Origin of the sequence: Nitrospira defluvii, assembly GCF_905220995.1 — a bacterium.
Lineage (GTDB): Bacteria > Nitrospirota > Nitrospiria > Nitrospirales > Nitrospiraceae > Nitrospira_A > Nitrospira_A defluvii_C.
This window is the reverse complement of record NZ_CAJNBJ010000022.1, coordinates 46,398-62,463: the sequence shown is the minus strand read 5'-3', so window position 1 is coordinate 62,463 and position 16,066 is coordinate 46,398. Positions and strand designations below refer to the sequence as shown.

The following is a 16,066-nucleotide window of genomic DNA, read 5'->3' as shown; positions in this document are numbered from 1 at the left end:
GAAAGCGTGGTTGTACTGCGGGGAAGGCTGGTCGGTCAAGCGAGCGGAGAGGCGATCAGGCAGCAGCGCAGAGCTCGCGCCAGCCGGAAAGACGGAGAAGACACTGCTCGCGTGCCAAATACTCCTGATCCACACCGGCCAAATCGGCGGTATCGGCCTCGCCTTGCGCTTGTTGCTCGGCGATGGCGTTGGCGACATGCACTGCCGTCACGGCAGTAAACCCTGGCGCCTGACACTCACCCGGATGCTGGTGGAAGGCCACGGCCTCGATAATTCCGTCGCCGAGCCCCCAAATCCCCAGGAGGTAGGCACCCACATGGGCATGATCCGCACCGAACACGTCCCGTTCAGCAGCCCAGTCCGGCATCCGTTGCGTACGCATCAGATCGCACACCCGCGCATAGTCTTCCGGTTTGTTGGCGGCGAGGACCAGGACCCCGACGTCGTGCAGGAGCGCCGCGGTAAACGCCTCATCGATCACCTGTTGGCTGGCGCCGGCGTCCTTGGCGATACGACGCGCGCAGGTGCCGGTCAACATCGCATGACGCCACAGGTCTTCCAGGGAAAACGAGGGAAGCCGGCCCTGGTCAAATTGTGCAAACACCTGACTGGAGAGCGCCAACGACTTGATGGTGTCGAACCCCAGCAGGGCCACGGCTTGCTCGGGATCGGACACGTGGGTCCTGAGTCCGAAAAACGCGGAGTTCACGAGCTGAAGGATCTTGGTCATCATGCCGAGGTCTTTGGCCACAATGCGGGAGGCCTTCTTTAACGACGCCTGTGGGGCCTGCATTTCCTGCATGAGGTTCTGATAGATCGACGGCAGGCTGGGGAGCACCTTGATCTCACCCACCAGGCTCCGGAGCGCAGGATTCGCCAACACCGCGCGCAACGCCTCCGCCTGCGCGATGGTCGCTTTTAATACGCTCAGATCAACCGGCTTCTGCAGAAACCGGTGGGCGACAGCGGCGGACCGCAGATGATTCACAGGGCTTTGGTCGCCGGACAGCACAATTCGGATCGTCTCCGGCGAGAGCGTACGAACCTCACTGAGGAATTGGGCACCGTCCATCACTGGCATCGTCATGTCGGACACCACGACGTCACAGGCTCCCTCGCGGATCACAGGCAACGCGGCAGCTGCGGAAGGGAAAAACTGCATGTCCCACTCAGATTGCATGGGACCTAATATTCGTCGAAGATGCTGCAAAATTTCCGGTGCATCGTCCACAAAGATCACTCGACGCATCACCCGCTCCTCCTGAAAGCATGCCCCTCCTCTCTTCTTCGGACAACCAGGGGCTGATCTTGAGTCGGAGTCAGTCGGGTCAGAATGGTGGCATCGAGCCGCAGAAAGCGGCAGGGAGCGGACAAAGCCCATACACGTTCAATAGGTTAGTTTCGATCCAGATCCCAACTGACGATGTCCGCATTCTTGCCGTCTCCCCCGGCGATACCATCGGCGCCGAACGAGAGGATCTCAAATTCTGCGCCCTGCGGAGAGGGAACCGTGTATTTGTAGGGAGCGCCCCAGGGATCGACCGGCACCTTTGGAAGATACCCGCCGGCCTTCCAATTCGGCGCCGCGGGACCCGATGCCGGACGTTCAACAAGCGCCTTCAATCCTTGCTCGGTTGAAGGAAGATTGCCGTTATCCAGCTTGTACAGTTGCAGCGCGCTTTCGATATTGGAAATTTGTGCTTTGGCAGCCGCCCGCTTCGCGTCCTCCGTGCGGCCCATGACTCGTGGAATCAACAGCGTGGCCAGAATGGCCAGGATCACCACGACGATCATCAACTCGATGAACGAGAATCCCCCACAGCGTCTCAGCCGCTCAATCTGACCGCAGCGGAGCGCGGTCGACGGGCCGACTGACCGACTGACTGCCGTTCTGACATCGCGACGCCATCCCATAGACGATCCGCTCCTTCTCGACCGATTCCGGCTTCCCTCTTTCATGTGCAGTTCGAGCGACTCGGAATTGTAACAGGAACTTCGAATGGACTGTAGCTGATTTCCCTGAGACAAGCGAACCTGTTCGTCTCTCTGCATGAACCGGCGTTGGGCATCATACGAGCAGGCCTCACGGCTTGGCGACTTGATACAACATGACTCCCGGCTTCAACTGCGCACGCGGCAGCACACTTTGATGCATGCGAAACGTGGGGAGCGACGCCACCGGCATCATGGCCTGCAGGTGTAATCCGGCCTTTCGACAGCCATCCCCTACCGCTGCCGGCCCCACGATGAACGCCACCGCCCCGGCAGTCAACCGACCAGCCAACCGCTGCATCCGCTGAACGATCGCGGGAGGGTCGTCATATACCCTGAACGGCGTCCATTCATACGCGAGCTGATAGACAAGACCTTCCTCGCCTCCATCCTCAGCCTGAGGCCGCATCGACAGGTGGTTCAGCCAGTCCAATCGCTGCGCGCGCGCCAGCACATTCCATAACTGTTGAGCCTGCCGCTGCGCGAATGCCGGATGCTCGTACCACACCGTATAGACGCGCGGGCGATCATGGCCGATACAGGTCACAATCGCGCTATCGAATCCGGTGATGCATACCCGCCCCGCTCCCGCCACTCGAGCCGCCAGCACGCGATCCTGTTCGAGGAGGTCCTGCAGATAGTCGGCGACAAACGGCTGAGTGGCCAATTCCCCGATCTCCTGCTGATCATCGGGGTAGAATAGCACCGCACCGAACGCGTCCTCGGGACTGACTTGAAGCGAAGCCCTCTTGAAGACGGACAGCCAATCAGAAACCGACTGCACTGCCGAAGGCATCGGTGGGCCGGTAACGGCCCCCCATCCAGTCGGTAACGGAATCGCCCTCCTGGTCGTCCGATCCATCAGCAGCAACCGGTCTCCCTCCACCCCCAACCCACGCTGGCCGGGAGCAGATCCCTGACGGTCGAACGGCTGATAGGACAGGCCGGCCGAATCATCCGAACAAGTGGCCTTCAACACGCGTGTACCTTGTATCGTGACGCAGAGTTTCTGCTCACTATCAACATATCGCCTGGGGGGATCGGGCACCGGCATCCAGCTCACGAGATGCGAGCGCGGTGCATCCATAAAAACCGGGAATGGATCTCCCCCCCCGGGGAGTTGCGGGAAGAAGAAGTTGCTGAAGAGTCGGTACGCCGCTTCGGACGGATAGGTGGGAATTCCACGATAGTGCAGCGCCCGAGGGGTGGAGGCACCACGATTTTGATCGTCATACAGCCCGCGGATCAGTTCGAACAGGGCTGAGCCGGTGCCGGGCAACAGCGAGAGAAAGAGTTCGACGACCGGCAGAAAATCGATCGATTCCCAATGCATGGCGCCCATACAGGCCATGAAGACCTTGCCGTCGAAAGTGCCGTCCGGCAAATGGTAGATCGCGTCTTTGCGATGCCGGATCGTGGCGGTCCCCCTCGCATCAATCGTCATATCCTGGTCGCTGTAAAAGCACCGCACCTCATCAAGCGGAACCCGCATCGCCTGGGCCGCCATGTTTCGAAGGTCGTCGGCCCGCAGCCGCTGCCAGCCAGGCTTTCGCGACAAGTCCAGCGTCATCCTGTTGACGAGTCCGCTCGGAATCAGGCCGACCCACGCTCCCCAGTCAAGATGAACCCTGGCACGCAGAAGGGACCACCTCCCATCGACCATCCCCCACTCACATTCGTGCAACGGGTACCCGTCCGGGTCGGTCGCCAGGATTCGACGACCGTGACTTCCATACAGAGTGAGGTGGCCGGTCGGCTGGCGTACGGAAGAATAGGCAGACGCCGAGAGCTGCGGCTCGTCGGTGAGATTGGCAGGAAACGTGAGCGTACCGGGGCGTCTCAGAATGTCTTGTAAGGAACGCTCGGCCGGCATTTATTCGCGGATTTGGCCGCTCCCCAACACAACAAACTTCGAACAGGTCAGTTCCTCAAGCCCCATCGGGCCTCGCGCATGGAGGCGGGAGGTACTGATGCCGATTTCCGCCCCCAACCCGAACTGGTACCCGTCGTTCAGCCTGGTTGAGGCATTCACCAGTACCGCGCCGGCATCCACCTCGCGTAGAAACCGCATCGCGCGCGCGTAGTCCTTGGTCACAATCGCTTCAGTATGCTGGGATCCGAATGTGGCGATATGCTCCAAGGCTTCGTCCATATTCTTGACCACCTTTACGGCGAGGATGAGATCAAGGAATTCCCTGCCGAAGTCGTCCTCAGCCGCCGGCTTCACCTCGGGGCAGAGCTGAATGGTCTTTGGGCAGCCACGCACCTCGACCTTCGCGGCCGTGAGCCGACCCACGAGATGGGGCAACCAGGTGCGCGCGATCGTTTGGTGTACCAGCAATGTCTCCATTGCGTTGCAGGTGGAGGGGCGCTGCACTTTGGCGTTCAGACAAATCTGCTCCGCGACGAGTGGATCGGCATCAACGTCAACATAGGTGTGACACACGCCCTGATCGTGTTTCAGCACCGGAATCGTGGCGTGTTCGGCGATGGTCTTCATGAGTGATTCGCCGCCACGGGGGATGATGAGGTCGATCCAGCGATCTTGCTTCAGCAACAGTTGCACAATCTCCCGTTCCGGACGGTCGACAAAGGTGATCGCGCCGGACGGCACGCCGGCCTTCTCGGCAGAGTCACTCAGCACCTTGGCGATCGCCGTGTTGGAGTGCAGCGCTTCAGAGCCGCCGCGCAAGAGACAGACGTTACCGGATTTCAGACACAGCGCCGCGGAATCGGCTGTTACGTTCGGACGCGCTTCATAGATGATGCCGATGACTCCGATGGGCACCCGCATCCGCCCGACCTGCATCCCATTCGGACGCGTCCACATCTTGGGCGTTTCGCCGAGGGGGTCCGGCAGACGGGCGATATCGCGGATCCCCGCGGCCATATCGCGAACACGTTCCGCCGTCAGCCGCAGCCGGTCGGCGACCGCCTTTCTTTCGGGGGTGGAGTCGAACGGCTCGAGATCTTTTTCATTGGCAGCCAGTAGTTCGGCTTCCTGCGCCTCAAGGCCGTCGGCCATGGCCAGCAAGGCCTGGTTCTTAACCGCGGTAGAGAGGGTCGCGAGTCGGCCGGCTGCTCCCTTGGCCGTCTTCACCAACGCCGCTACATAGTCTTCGGGAGAGAGCACGTCGCTCGGGGCATCGAGTTCCGGAGCCTGGGTTTCGGTCAGATCTTGTTCCATGTCGTGAAATCCTGCTGTGTGGCAAAGCGTCAGGCGCCGAGGCCGAAGGCTCGACCGATCAAGAGGGTGAACGTCGGCGCGATGGACTATAGCGGGACAGAATACTGTGGGGTTCGGAGTCGGGTCAAGGGTTCCGGGGAGCGCCGGGCATCGGTGGAACGGCTTGCGGGGCAGGCGCTCCCGGAACGGCACCCTGCGCTGCCGGTTGCTGCGGCATGTTGCCGGGCGCCAGGCCCATCATCGGCGGCATCAACATGGATTGCGAAGAGGGATTCGGATGCTGGAAGATCCAATCATGATACGTCTTGCGGCCTTCAAAGTGGCGGACCGCGAGGGGAAAGTCACGTTCTTTGATGGGTTTCGCCTTACTCTTGCTGCGCACCCCCATAATGCCTCCGGTGGGCGCGCGCATGTACTCCCACTCTCCACCGCCGACCGGATCTTCGTAGACCCGGCGAAGGAAGGGTTTCGGCGTACGTGTCAATTCGGCCAAGGACTGAGGATAGATTTCAGCGGGCATGATACGCCCGATCTTCATGTAGGCTGAGTAGAGCGCCAGGGCATTTTGAATCTCGATCCCCTTCGCCATGAGATCGGCTTCTTTTTCCCGTTGAACCATGACGGTCCATTGACGAGCGGCGGCGGAGACGGAGATACCGATCAGCACGATGGAAAACATCAAAGCCAGGTAGGTAATCCCGCGCGTATTCTCGAGGTGGTGCCGCAACCGCATCCTCCTAGTTGGGCTGTCCCCCCGCTCCGGGATCATCCGTGACCGGAATGACCTGCGTGATTTTTGACGCCACGTCTTGCAGCGTGATGTCCTTCTGCGAGACATCCTTGACCAACACCTCGCCGCCGATGACTTCGCCCACCTGCACGACATGCATTTCGTCGTTTTTGACCACCACCGCCATGTTCTTTTTCCTTTGCGTGCCGCCGCCGACCGCCATGAACCCGACATACCGGAACTGATTCAGCTCAGTCGCGATGCGCAAGCGTTCGATCTCTTCCGGTGTGGGACCTTTGGGCCCTTCCTCAACCGGTTCCTCATCCGTCTTGATTTCGGACTGGGGTTCTTCAACCACCTCCTCCGTGGGAGGGGGCGCCGAAGGCTTGGCAGGGCCACGAGACCGCCCACGGCGAGGCGCCGGACTGGGAATCGCTACCGGCTCGACTTGAGGGAGTAGGCTGGCAAAAATGTTGCGCGGGGTGGCAAAGGTGGCGTCCCTTTGTCCCTTGATGGCGGCCAGCCGCTCGAGGTGCACCTGCAGATCGCCGCCGGCGGGCGATGCCGTGGGCTTCCCCGTCGTGCGCTGCCCGCTGACATGGGTCAACGGCACTCGCGCCTGCTCGCTCGAGTGGTCAAACTGCCAGATCAGCAAACCGATCCAGAGTACCACGAGGGACAGCAGCAACAATCCTTGATTTTTGCTGACTCGATTCATGTGCGTTACGGCGTCGTCGGGGATTGCAGATGTTCCCCGCGCAGATAGGTCGAAATTCGAATATTGAACGTCAGTTGCTGATCTTGGACGTTGCCCGAGCGAACCAGGTTGAGGTCCTCAATGAACAACAGTTCTTCCGCCGACTCCAGGTTGTACAGAAATCGACGCAAATCCTCATAACGTCCGGTCACCGTCCCCTGCAGCACGGCTTTACTGGCATCGGGAACCGACGTCTTTTCCGTTTTATAGGACAGAGCCGGTAAGGTGACTTGATCACGCTTCGCTTCTTCCGTCACGCCAAGCGCCAGGGGCGCGAAATCCCTGAACAAGGGCAGCACGGCCCACACCCGCTGGAGATCCGCCTTGGCCTTCTTGGCCTCCTTGTGCCGGTTTAACTGCTGCCGTGCCTTCACCCACTCGCTTTCGAGTCGTACCTGCTCCTCTTCCGTCGCGCCAAGCACCAAGACGTGGATACCATAGCTCAACACGAACAGCCCGGCCACGAAGGCAATCCAAGGAAGAATGGGCGCGTAGGGCTGGCGCCAGGTCAGTTGAAGACGATCAAGGCCTGGAAACATCATTGGTTCCGATTCCGATAGCGCAGGGTCAGGTCGAACTCCACGAGGCCATTGGTCATCACCCGATGCTGGCCTAGCACCGGATCTTTAAACTGGGGATGATCCTGAAATGTCACCGTCAGTGTGGTCACATCCTCCAACGCGCGGGCGGAACCCGTCAGCATGATCGTGGCGTTCGCCGGGTCCAGCCGGATGCTGTTGACGGCAATCCGCTGAGGAATCGCCCGTTCAAGTTCAGTCAGAAATCGCGTCCAGGAGAAACTCCGTTTCTCGATCAAGTGATTGGCAAACTCGATTTCTTTGGGAAGTAGCTGAAGCGCGGCATCCGAGAGGTCGAGCCCCTCCTGTTGTGCCTCCTTCAAGAGCTCCCGATCTCGTTCCTGAACCTGCTTGAGCGCCGTTTCCATTGATTGGACGTCTTGCCAAACCAACCAGGCCTGGGACATGTCCCAGAGCATGGCCACCCCTATCGCCCCCGCCAAGAGCATGATCACCAGCCGAGCCGGCGCCAGATACCACCGGTAGCGGCTGCTCAGGTTAATCGTGAAGAGACCGCTGCGAGCGGCGGGCGGACCGATCCGTAAGGCCACATCACGAAGCAACGATGTCAGATTGTCCAGCAGCATCCCTTAGACGACCCCCGCGATGGCCGGTAGTGCAGCGCTGCTCCGAGGTCCCGTAATCGTACCCCCACCGTACTGCTGCACACGGTCCCAGTCGAGTTCCTGCACGGGAACGCCCAACCCCTTCTCCAACTGCTGTCGCAACCCAGGCCCCATCACGTCGTCGGCGATCAACACGACCTGGCTGATAGACAACTCCGGCACCTGCTGCTGGCAGGCGTAGATCGAATCCGCACACTCTTGCACGATACGATTAATGCCGACTTGCTCCGAACCGGATGGCCACACCCCGCCCGACCCGATACCGCCCTGCAATTTGGAACGGAGAAATACCAACGCCCCCTTGTGAAAGACAAACGCCGTGACTCCGCCATCCGTCGCATTGACCCACAATAAATCGACCGTCGGCTGGGCCGTCCTGGACGCCCCTTGAGACCAGAGGTTATACAGGCGGAGACTCGCGACATCGACCTCCTGCGGAATCAGCCCGGCGGCTTCACAGACGGATTCGTACTGCGCCAACACGGATTCCTGCACCACCACAGCCAACACCGTGCAGGGCCCGTCGCCGGAGGCAGCCGGTTCGGACAAGACTTGAGAAAACACCTTGGCGCCGCTGAGCGACAAGAGTTGCTCCTGTCCCAGACGCCACCGTACCAATGCATCCCGCTCCTCGGAACTCCAGGGAAGATCCTGCAATCGCACGACGGCGAGCCGGACAGCCAGATCCGGCAAAATCACCGTCGCTGCCCGTGGCACACCGGGGGTGGAGGATCGACCGGGAGCCTGCGTGGTCGCCGAGCCGGCAATCGCCCGGATATGCGATTCCAGCTCGTGGGGCAACATGATGTTCTGCTCCAGCGGTGACAGACGGACGATGCCCTCGGGCAGTGCCGACACGACGCACTGATACCGAGGCCGCCCTCGCCAGTTCCGGTGGACTTCCGCCCAGGCCAGATCATGCGAGCCGATTTTGAGGCAATACTGCGGCCGACTGGTAATCCAATCCCACATCGGTTAGCGCTCTTCGCTGAACGTGACGCGATTGATTTCGCGCAACGTCGTCTCTCCGGCCAGCACTTTCTTCACTGCAGATTGACGCAGCGTAATCATGCCGTCCGTCACCGCGCGATACCGGATCTCCGAAAGCGCCCGATCCGCCAGAATCATTTCCTTGATTTCATCGGTCAGATCCAGAAACTCGGTGATGCACTTTCGTCCTCGATAGCCGGTATCATGACACTCCGAACAGCCCTTGCCTTCGTAAAACGGCGCACCCTTGAATTCGTCATAGTCGAGACCGGACTCCTCGGCCAGCGCCTGATCGAGTGGGACCTGATGCCTGCAGTCCGGGCAAATCACCCGGATCAGTCGTTGCGCTAAGACGCAGGTCAACGCCGCGAGGAAATTGTAGGAATCGATACCCATCGAGGCGAATCGACCGATCACATCGAAGACGTTGTTCGCGTGCACGGTCGTCAGCACGAGATGGCCCGTGAGAGCGGACTGAATGGCAATCTGCGCCGTCTCGGCATCACGGATTTCTCCGACCATGATCTTGTCCGGGTCGTGACGCAGAATCGATCGCAACCCTCGCGCAAAGGTGAGGCCCTTCTTTTCGTTGACCGGGATCTGCACGACACCCGGCAACTGGTATTCCACTGGGTCTTCAATCGTGATCAGCTTATCTTCCTGAATATTCATTTCGCTGATGGCGGCATAGAGCGTCGTCGTCTTGCCGCTGCCCGTCGGGCCCGTCACGAGGACCATGCCATAGGGTCGCGTGATGGCGCGCCGGAACCGCTTGAGATCTTCGGGGTTGAACCCGAGCCGATCCAGGCGCAACGTGGACACACCGGTCGTGATCGCCTCCCGATCCAAGATTCTGATCACGACGGATTCCCCGAACACACTCGGCAGAATCGAGACCCGGAAATCGACGGTTTTCCGGTCGAGGCGCATGCGAAAGCTTCCGTCTTGCGGCACCCGCCGCTCGGCGATGTCCAGGTCTGACATGACTTTCAACCGGGACACCAGCGGTGGATGCAGCTTGACGTCGAGCGGGTCCATCGCTGACACCAGAATACCGTCCACGCGGAACTTAACCGTGGTCGCGCGATCCGTGGCCTCGATGTGGATGTCGCTCGCCCGACGTTGCATCGCGCTGAGCATGATGGTGTCGAGCAGCTTAACCACCGGGCTTTGGTCTTCACCAAAGTGATCGACGGTCAGGACCTCTTCCCCTCGCTCGTCTTCCTTGACCAACACCGACCGATACTCGGCTTCCAATTCCCGGAGCGCCTGGCTCGATCCCTCGCTTCGCTCCAGCGCAGCCTGAATCGCGCTCCGCGAGCTCACCACATAGTGCAGCGGCCGATTGAGGAGAATTTCCAACTCATCCAACGCGAGCAGATTCTGGGGATCCGAAATGGCGATGGTCAGGACGCCCGCCTCGTCTTTCACAGGCACGAAAGGGTGGCGTCGCATCAGTTTCACTGAAATCGTGTGATAAAACTCCGGATCCACCCGAAAGCCGGTGAGCTGGTCATACGGCAGCCCAAACTGGGCCGCCAAAGCCTGCGCGAGTTCCGCTTCGGAGATCGTGCCTTCCTCGACCAGTGTTTGCCCCAACGCCGCGGTGCTGCCCCCCAGACGGACTACGACCTGATCCACCGTCCGCCGGGTGAGAATGCCTTCGCGCACCAGCACATCGGACAACGACGGTCGCGTGAGATGACGTTGCATAGCCATGCTACTCGCCTCCGACCGGAATCTGATACCATTGTGAGAAACATCTCAAGCCGCGCTGCCGCATCATTGAATTGTCCCGGCCATTTGAAAGATCGGGAGATACATGATGATCACGATCCCACCCACCAATATGCCCATCACCAGCAACAACACCGGTTCGATCCAGGTCGTCAACTGGCTGAGACGCACATCGAGATCGCCCTCGTAAAACTCGGCCACATCCCTGAGCATGGGCTCCAGCGAGCCCGTTTCTTCTCCGACCGAGAGCATTTCAATCGCCAATTTCGGCAAGATCTTCGGTCGCTCAATCGCGGCGGCCAGCGTGCTACCCTCCCGAATCTCATTCACCGCCGAGACCAACCCACGGGACACGAAGCGGTTGGAGACGGCGCCACGGGCAATCTCCAGCGCTTCAACAATGGGCGTTCCTCCCGCCAATACCGTCGCCAACGTACGGGTCAGCTGGATGGTATGGTGCTCCACCAAAATGGTCCCTAACAGGGGCAATCGGAGCAAATTCCGGTCGACGGACAACCGCCCCGCCGATGTCTGATACCAGGCACGTCCCAGGACGGTCGCCACGATCACAACGATCGCCACCGGGATCAGCTGCGCCTCTCCCATGTGAATCACTGAGATCAACAACCGGGTTGCGGTCGGCAAATTGGCAGAGGATTCGCCATACACCGAGATAAAGGTCGGCATGACGTAACTGAGGAGAAATCCCACCACCGCGATACCGACGACCACGAGGAATGCCGGATAGGCCAGCGCCTTCGTCACCTTTTGACGCAGACCAATCATCAACTTGAGGTACGCAATGTACCGTTGAAGCACCTCCGCCAAATTGCCCGACTGCTCGCCCGCACGAATCGTGGCCAGATAGAGATCGGAAAAATAGACGGAATGCTTACCGAGCGCCTCCGAAGCCGACGCGCCGCCACGAATGTCCTGCCGTACAGCCTTCAACGCCTCACGGAACGGCGCTCGCTGGGTGCGATCGATCAGAAGATCCCACACCCGCAGGACCGGCAACCCTGCCTTGATCAGGGCCAGCAACTCCTGGTTGAACACGAGAAAATCCTGAAGGGGCAACTTCCCCCAGCGCCCGGCCGGAAGACCCGGCACGCCGATCCCCGCACCCCGTCGTGACAGACGAAAGACCAGGAGACCGTCGGACTCGAGCTTGGCACGCACCAGATGTTCATCGTCACCTTCGATATGGCCCTCGAAGGTCGTGCCATCCGCTCGTGCCGCTCTGTAGGAGAAAACTGCCATGAGTTCATCGATCCAACGGAGCACGCGAGGCTATCCGCTCACTATTGAGCAACAGCGCCGTTTGAAGGCGGCTGGATCGCCGCATGCTGGTGCCGAGGCTCCGGCAAACGGAGCGACCGCCCAGCCACAATCCGGTCTCCCGACAAACCGTTCAGTGAGCGTAGCGCATTCATCCCAACCTTATGACGTCGTGCAATCGCCCACAAAGTGTCTCCGCTATGAATCACAACCGTTCTGACCGGCGGCTCGCCTGCCGGCGTGAAGGCGACGGCTGACTCAACCGTAGGGGACACGATCGGTCCCGATCCCGTCTGACCTTCTGGAGACAGTGCCTGGCTGGAGTCAGCCAGATCCAGTACCGTAGCCGGTTGTTCCGCAGAGAGGTCCTTCCCCATCGACGTCTCAGCTCCGATTTCCGGTACCGCCGGCAGAGATTTTCGGCGAGCCGGCCCGATCGTCGACTGCCGCGACCGATTGTGAGGCGGCTGAACCGCCTGCGCGACACGCTCCCGCTCCGAACGCGCCTCGGCTAACTCCTCACGTTGCAAGTCGATGATCTGTCTGGCATCCGCGAGACGCCGCTCCGTCTCCTGCAACATACCTTGAAGCTGTGCTCTGGCCAGCTGTGCATCAGCCAGTTCTTTGCGCTGGGCGTCCAGCTCCGTACGTAATTCGGCCGCAGTGCGCTGTGCCTCCCGGACCGCCGCTTTGAGGGAGTCCGCCGTGACCTGCAGATCCGTTGGGGACGGCTCAGACATCGGCGTCACACGCGCACAGCCGATTGAGACATACGGTAGCAGCATCGCCACGACCCAGCACCAGCATCGAAATCCTCTGCCCATCCGCCGTCTGTGAATCGTTGGGTGAATCATGATGTTCATGGCCTTACCATTGGTTGTAGGGAACCCCGTTGGTACCGACAAGATCAGATCCCGAAAACACATCAACCATCCCGCCCTCGGCCTCGTCGACCATCTCCTGCCAGGATGTGGTCACTCCTGTTAACGGGTCAGTCGGCACTCGACGAAGGTAGCCAGCCGTCACCAGGGCCTGAATGCTCTCCGGATACTTACCTTTGTCGGCCCGATGCTGATCGATGACATCGCGAAGCGAGAAGAGATCCTGTCGTAACGCGCCTTCCTTGGCTTTAATGATGGCGGCATGATAGGAGGGAACCGCCAATGTCGCGAGAATCCCGACGATCGTCACGACAATCATCAATTCGATAATCGTAAAACCGCGAGGGGTGGAGACCGCCCATGCGCGCTTACCACTCACGGTATTTGGTGCCATCCAAGGCCAGTTCCTGGCTCTGAGTCGTAACATCATACACATCTTCCCCACACCAGTCTTTGACACTGGCGGGATCTCGATAGCAACGCTGGCGCCAGTCGGCCGCGCCGGTCATCGGATCGAGTGGAATCGATCGGAGGTAGCGGCGAATAGTCGTTCCGCGGACAGTGGCCTGCTCCCCGGTCAATTTCACACCCAACAAGACCTCGAGTGATTTCGGGTATCCGTAGGGGCCGGTGACGTCTTTACAACTCAACCGGTTCTTGACGCAGGCTGGCCCTGTCAGCGTATCGCCGTCACGCGCCCATTCGAGGTGAAAGGCGTCGATCGCGGCTCGGATCACCCGGAGATTCTGCCGCAACTCGATCTCCTTGGTCCGTTTGGTGGAAACCTTGGTGAACGGCAGCGCGACAGCGGCCAGGATCGTGAGAATCGTCAGGGTCACGAGCAATTCGAGCAACGTCACGCCGGACTGTTTCACCGCACTCTCACCACTCCTGTCACTTCGACGGGTCCGTCCGATGTCTCAGCGGCGCCGCGTTTCGCTGTGTGCAGCCGCACCGTCGAGACACCGGGAGTCTTGGCAAGGAACGTCACCCGCAAAAGACGCCCGTCATCCTTCGTCACCCCCGCAGACCGATGAAGACGCAGTTCGACCAGGCCGTCCGTCAGCGAGGATGTCGCCGCCACCGGAGCCTTGCCCGCTTCGGTCCCGAGGACTTCGCCGAGCGTGGCATCCCGAAATTCGAGGATCTTGGGATCGAACTCCAACGTCAGTGTTTCAGTGTCGAAACCTTGGGCGTGGGCAGCCATGACATCCACGCGCACCTCTTTGTCGGTCTGCACTGTCACATCTGCGGGCTGGAGGGACAGCTGGAATCCGAGCGACGCCGGCTCAGGACTCGTCACGCCCGCCTTGCCCTTCTTGAACACCGGTTTCTCTGTCGCGGTTCCCGCACCGGCCGGCAACGCGACACGAGCCGCCACCTGCTTCGGCTGCATGGCAAATAACGGGGCTGTGGAATAGACCGACTCCGTTCCGGACCAGAACGCCTGCCCCTGCGGGCCAGGCAGACGCAAAGAATTCACGATGTGCGGTGTGATCGTCAAAATGACTTCCGTCGTCACTCGCTGTGTCTTGAACGAACTCAGCAGGTTTCCCAGAAACGGAATGTCGCCGATCCAGGGAATCGTGACCTTCGTACGACGGTCCTCCTCCTGCAACAAACCGCCCAACACAATGGTCTCTCCGTCGCGCACATTGAGCATGGTCTCCGCCGAGCGGTTGCCGAACTTAAACTGCGAGATCGGGGGGGATTGCTGCAGCAAGACCGTGTCGCCCAGGCGAATCACCTCAATCTTCATTTTCAAGGACAGTTCATTCGCCAGATGAATGTTCGGCTCAACTGTCAGTTTGACGCCGGTGTCACGAAACTCGATCGAGGTGACCGTCGAAGTAGTCGGTACCGCACCGGTTGCGGCCTGCCCCGGCAACACATTGGTCGTGGACAGGAGGATCGGCTGCTTGTCACCGATATTCACTTCCGCTTTCTTGTTGTTGAGCACGCGCACCTTCGGCGCAGCCAAGGTCTTGGCATCCGTGATCTGCTTGAAGAAATCAAGCTGCACGTTCGTGGGAAGCTTGAAGAGATAATTGTCCTGCCCCAAACTCGCCAGGTTGCGATAGGTGAATTGCTGCGCGATGTCACCGGCGATCGAGCTGGTAAATCCGGGCGGCACCATGGCAGCGGCGATTTGTTTGGGATACGAGAGACCATATTGCTGGTCGACGGTCCTGTTCACCTCAAGCACTTCCACATCGAACAGCACTTCGGAATCCTCGCGATCGTTGGCCTGAATGATCTTCTCCGCCAACTCTACCTTCTCCGGTTGATCGCGAACCACGATCGTATTAAGCGCCTCATTGCCATGGATATGCTTCACATCCAGCATCGACTTCAGCAACGCCACCATGTCCTTGGCCTTGGCCGATGACAGGTAGAAGGTCCGGATCATCAAATCCTGATACTGTTCCTGCTTTTGTTTCGTGTTGGGACTGATGATGAAGAGGGTCGGACCGGCCTTCTGCGCGAAGAGGCTGTTGCTGTTCAGCACCAGCGAGAGGGCTTCATCAAACGGCTTCTCTTCCAATGAGACGGTGATCGGATCATTGCGGACATCTTTGTCGAACACAAAGTTCACGTGTGCCGCTTTTCCCAAAGCCTCCACCACTTCCTTCAATCCGGCATTGCGAAATTGCAGGGTGACCGGCTGTTTCTGCCGATCATCCCGATCTGCCGCATGCTGCTCGGCCGAAAGCCGGGCGACTCCGTCCAAGGCATCCTTGTAAGTGGGGTCTAATTCCACGGCCCGCATATACACGGCCATCGCTTCACTGACCCGGCCCAACTGCGCCAGACGTTCCGCCTCGCGATACCGCTCACGCGCCTCTCTAAGCCGCAAGGCCTCGGTCAACCCGGCTTCGTACTCTTTGCTGGTCGGCTCAATCGTCAACGCTCGCTTGAACTCCTCGGCCGCCTGTTCGAACTGATGATCCTTCAGCAACTGCCGGCCGCGCTCATCATGAGCCGCAGCGGCACGCTCGCGCGCAACTCGATATTTGTTCTGGAGTGACGGTTCGAAGGGATCGTCTTTAAGCGCCTGGCGATACGCGACACTGGCCTCTTCCCAGTTTCCCGCCGCCAGATGCTGATCTCCGCGTTTAACGTCAGCGGAGTTCAATGTTCCACAGGCGGTCAGCGCAAGACTCCACGCGAGGGCGGTGATAGTCAGCACTGCTCGGCCGCATCGAAAGGACATATGGCCGGCGTGAGGGAGCAGGAAGGATGAACGCATAGATCTGATCAACAAGGTTGCAACCTCTTTGGTATATCAAACTGACACATACGCGACAAT

15 protein-coding genes are annotated in these 16,066 nt (G+C 59.8%); all 15 read right to left on the bottom strand.

The genetic code is table 11. From position 1 onward, the window contains the following. Positions 1-55: 55 nt before the first annotated feature. Positions 56-1,249, bottom strand: coding sequence for a response regulator (locus tag KJA79_RS22675; protein WP_213044390.1), 1,194 nt, complete (start codon positions 1,247-1,249; stop codon positions 56-58). A gap of 146 nt (positions 1,250-1,395) precedes the next feature. After that, positions 1,396-1,914, bottom strand: coding sequence for a type II secretion system major pseudopilin GspG (gene gspG / locus KJA79_RS22670; RefSeq protein ID WP_213044389.1), 519 nt, complete (start codon positions 1,912-1,914; stop codon positions 1,396-1,398). Between the two features lie 169 nt (positions 1,915-2,083). Continuing rightward, the gene (locus KJA79_RS22665) at positions 2,084-3,865 is read right to left on the bottom strand and encodes a hypothetical protein (protein WP_213044388.1); all 1,782 of its coding nucleotides are present in this window, start codon (positions 3,863-3,865) and stop codon (positions 2,084-2,086) included. Next, the gene (locus KJA79_RS22660) at positions 3,866-5,179 is read right to left on the bottom strand and encodes a glutamate-5-semialdehyde dehydrogenase (protein ID WP_213044387.1); all 1,314 of its coding nucleotides are present in this window, start codon (positions 5,177-5,179) and stop codon (positions 3,866-3,868) included. Positions 5,180-5,303: 124 nt separating this feature from the next. Then, a complete protein-coding gene (locus KJA79_RS22655) occupies positions 5,304-5,906 on the bottom strand; it encodes a type II secretion system GspH family protein (RefSeq protein ID WP_213044386.1) in 603 nt (200 codons plus the stop codon). Between the two features lie 10 nt (positions 5,907-5,916). After that, positions 5,917-6,627, bottom strand: coding sequence for a hypothetical protein (locus KJA79_RS22650; RefSeq protein ID WP_213044385.1), 711 nt, complete (start codon positions 6,625-6,627; stop codon positions 5,917-5,919). A gap of 5 nt (positions 6,628-6,632) precedes the next feature. Then, positions 6,633-7,208 carry a type 4a pilus biogenesis protein PilO gene (gene pilO, locus KJA79_RS22645; RefSeq protein WP_213044384.1) on the bottom strand — a complete coding sequence of 192 codons (576 nt, stop codon included), beginning with the start codon at positions 7,206-7,208 and terminating at the stop codon, positions 6,633-6,635. Continuing rightward, a complete protein-coding gene (locus KJA79_RS22640) occupies positions 7,205-7,831 on the bottom strand; it encodes a PilN domain-containing protein (protein WP_213044383.1) in 627 nt (208 codons plus the stop codon). The genes pilO and KJA79_RS22640 overlap by 4 nt, the downstream gene beginning before the upstream one ends. A gap of 3 nt (positions 7,832-7,834) precedes the next feature. Next, positions 7,835-8,842, bottom strand: coding sequence for a type IV pilus biogenesis protein PilM (locus tag KJA79_RS22635; RefSeq protein ID WP_213044382.1), 1,008 nt, complete (start codon positions 8,840-8,842; stop codon positions 7,835-7,837). A gap of 3 nt (positions 8,843-8,845) precedes the next feature. Then, on the bottom strand, positions 8,846-10,573 hold the full coding sequence (locus KJA79_RS22630; protein ID WP_425518133.1) for a GspE/PulE family protein: 1,728 nt from the start codon (positions 10,571-10,573) through the stop codon (positions 8,846-8,848). A 69-nt stretch (positions 10,574-10,642) separates the two neighbouring features. Continuing rightward, positions 10,643-11,857, bottom strand: coding sequence for a type II secretion system F family protein (locus tag KJA79_RS22625; protein WP_213044380.1), 1,215 nt, complete (start codon positions 11,855-11,857; stop codon positions 10,643-10,645). A 41-nt stretch (positions 11,858-11,898) separates the two neighbouring features. Continuing rightward, positions 11,899-12,738, bottom strand: a complete 840-nt coding sequence (locus KJA79_RS22620; RefSeq protein ID WP_213044379.1) for a LysM peptidoglycan-binding domain-containing protein — start codon at positions 12,736-12,738, stop codon at positions 11,899-11,901. A 4-nt stretch (positions 12,739-12,742) separates the two neighbouring features. Continuing rightward, complete coding sequence (locus KJA79_RS23100; RefSeq protein ID WP_213044378.1) at positions 12,743-13,150, bottom strand: prepilin-type N-terminal cleavage/methylation domain-containing protein; 408 nt, start codon at positions 13,148-13,150, stop codon at positions 12,743-12,745. After that, entirely contained in the window at positions 13,125-13,631 is a 507-nt protein-coding gene (locus KJA79_RS22610) for a type II secretion system protein (protein WP_213044377.1), read from the bottom strand. The genes KJA79_RS23100 and KJA79_RS22610 overlap by 26 nt, the downstream gene beginning before the upstream one ends. Then, positions 13,628-15,946, bottom strand: coding sequence for a secretin N-terminal domain-containing protein (locus KJA79_RS22605; RefSeq protein WP_213044376.1), 2,319 nt, complete (start codon positions 15,944-15,946; stop codon positions 13,628-13,630). Before KJA79_RS22605 ends, KJA79_RS22610 begins: the two co-directional genes overlap by 4 nt. Between the last annotated feature and the right edge of the window lie 120 nt (positions 15,947-16,066).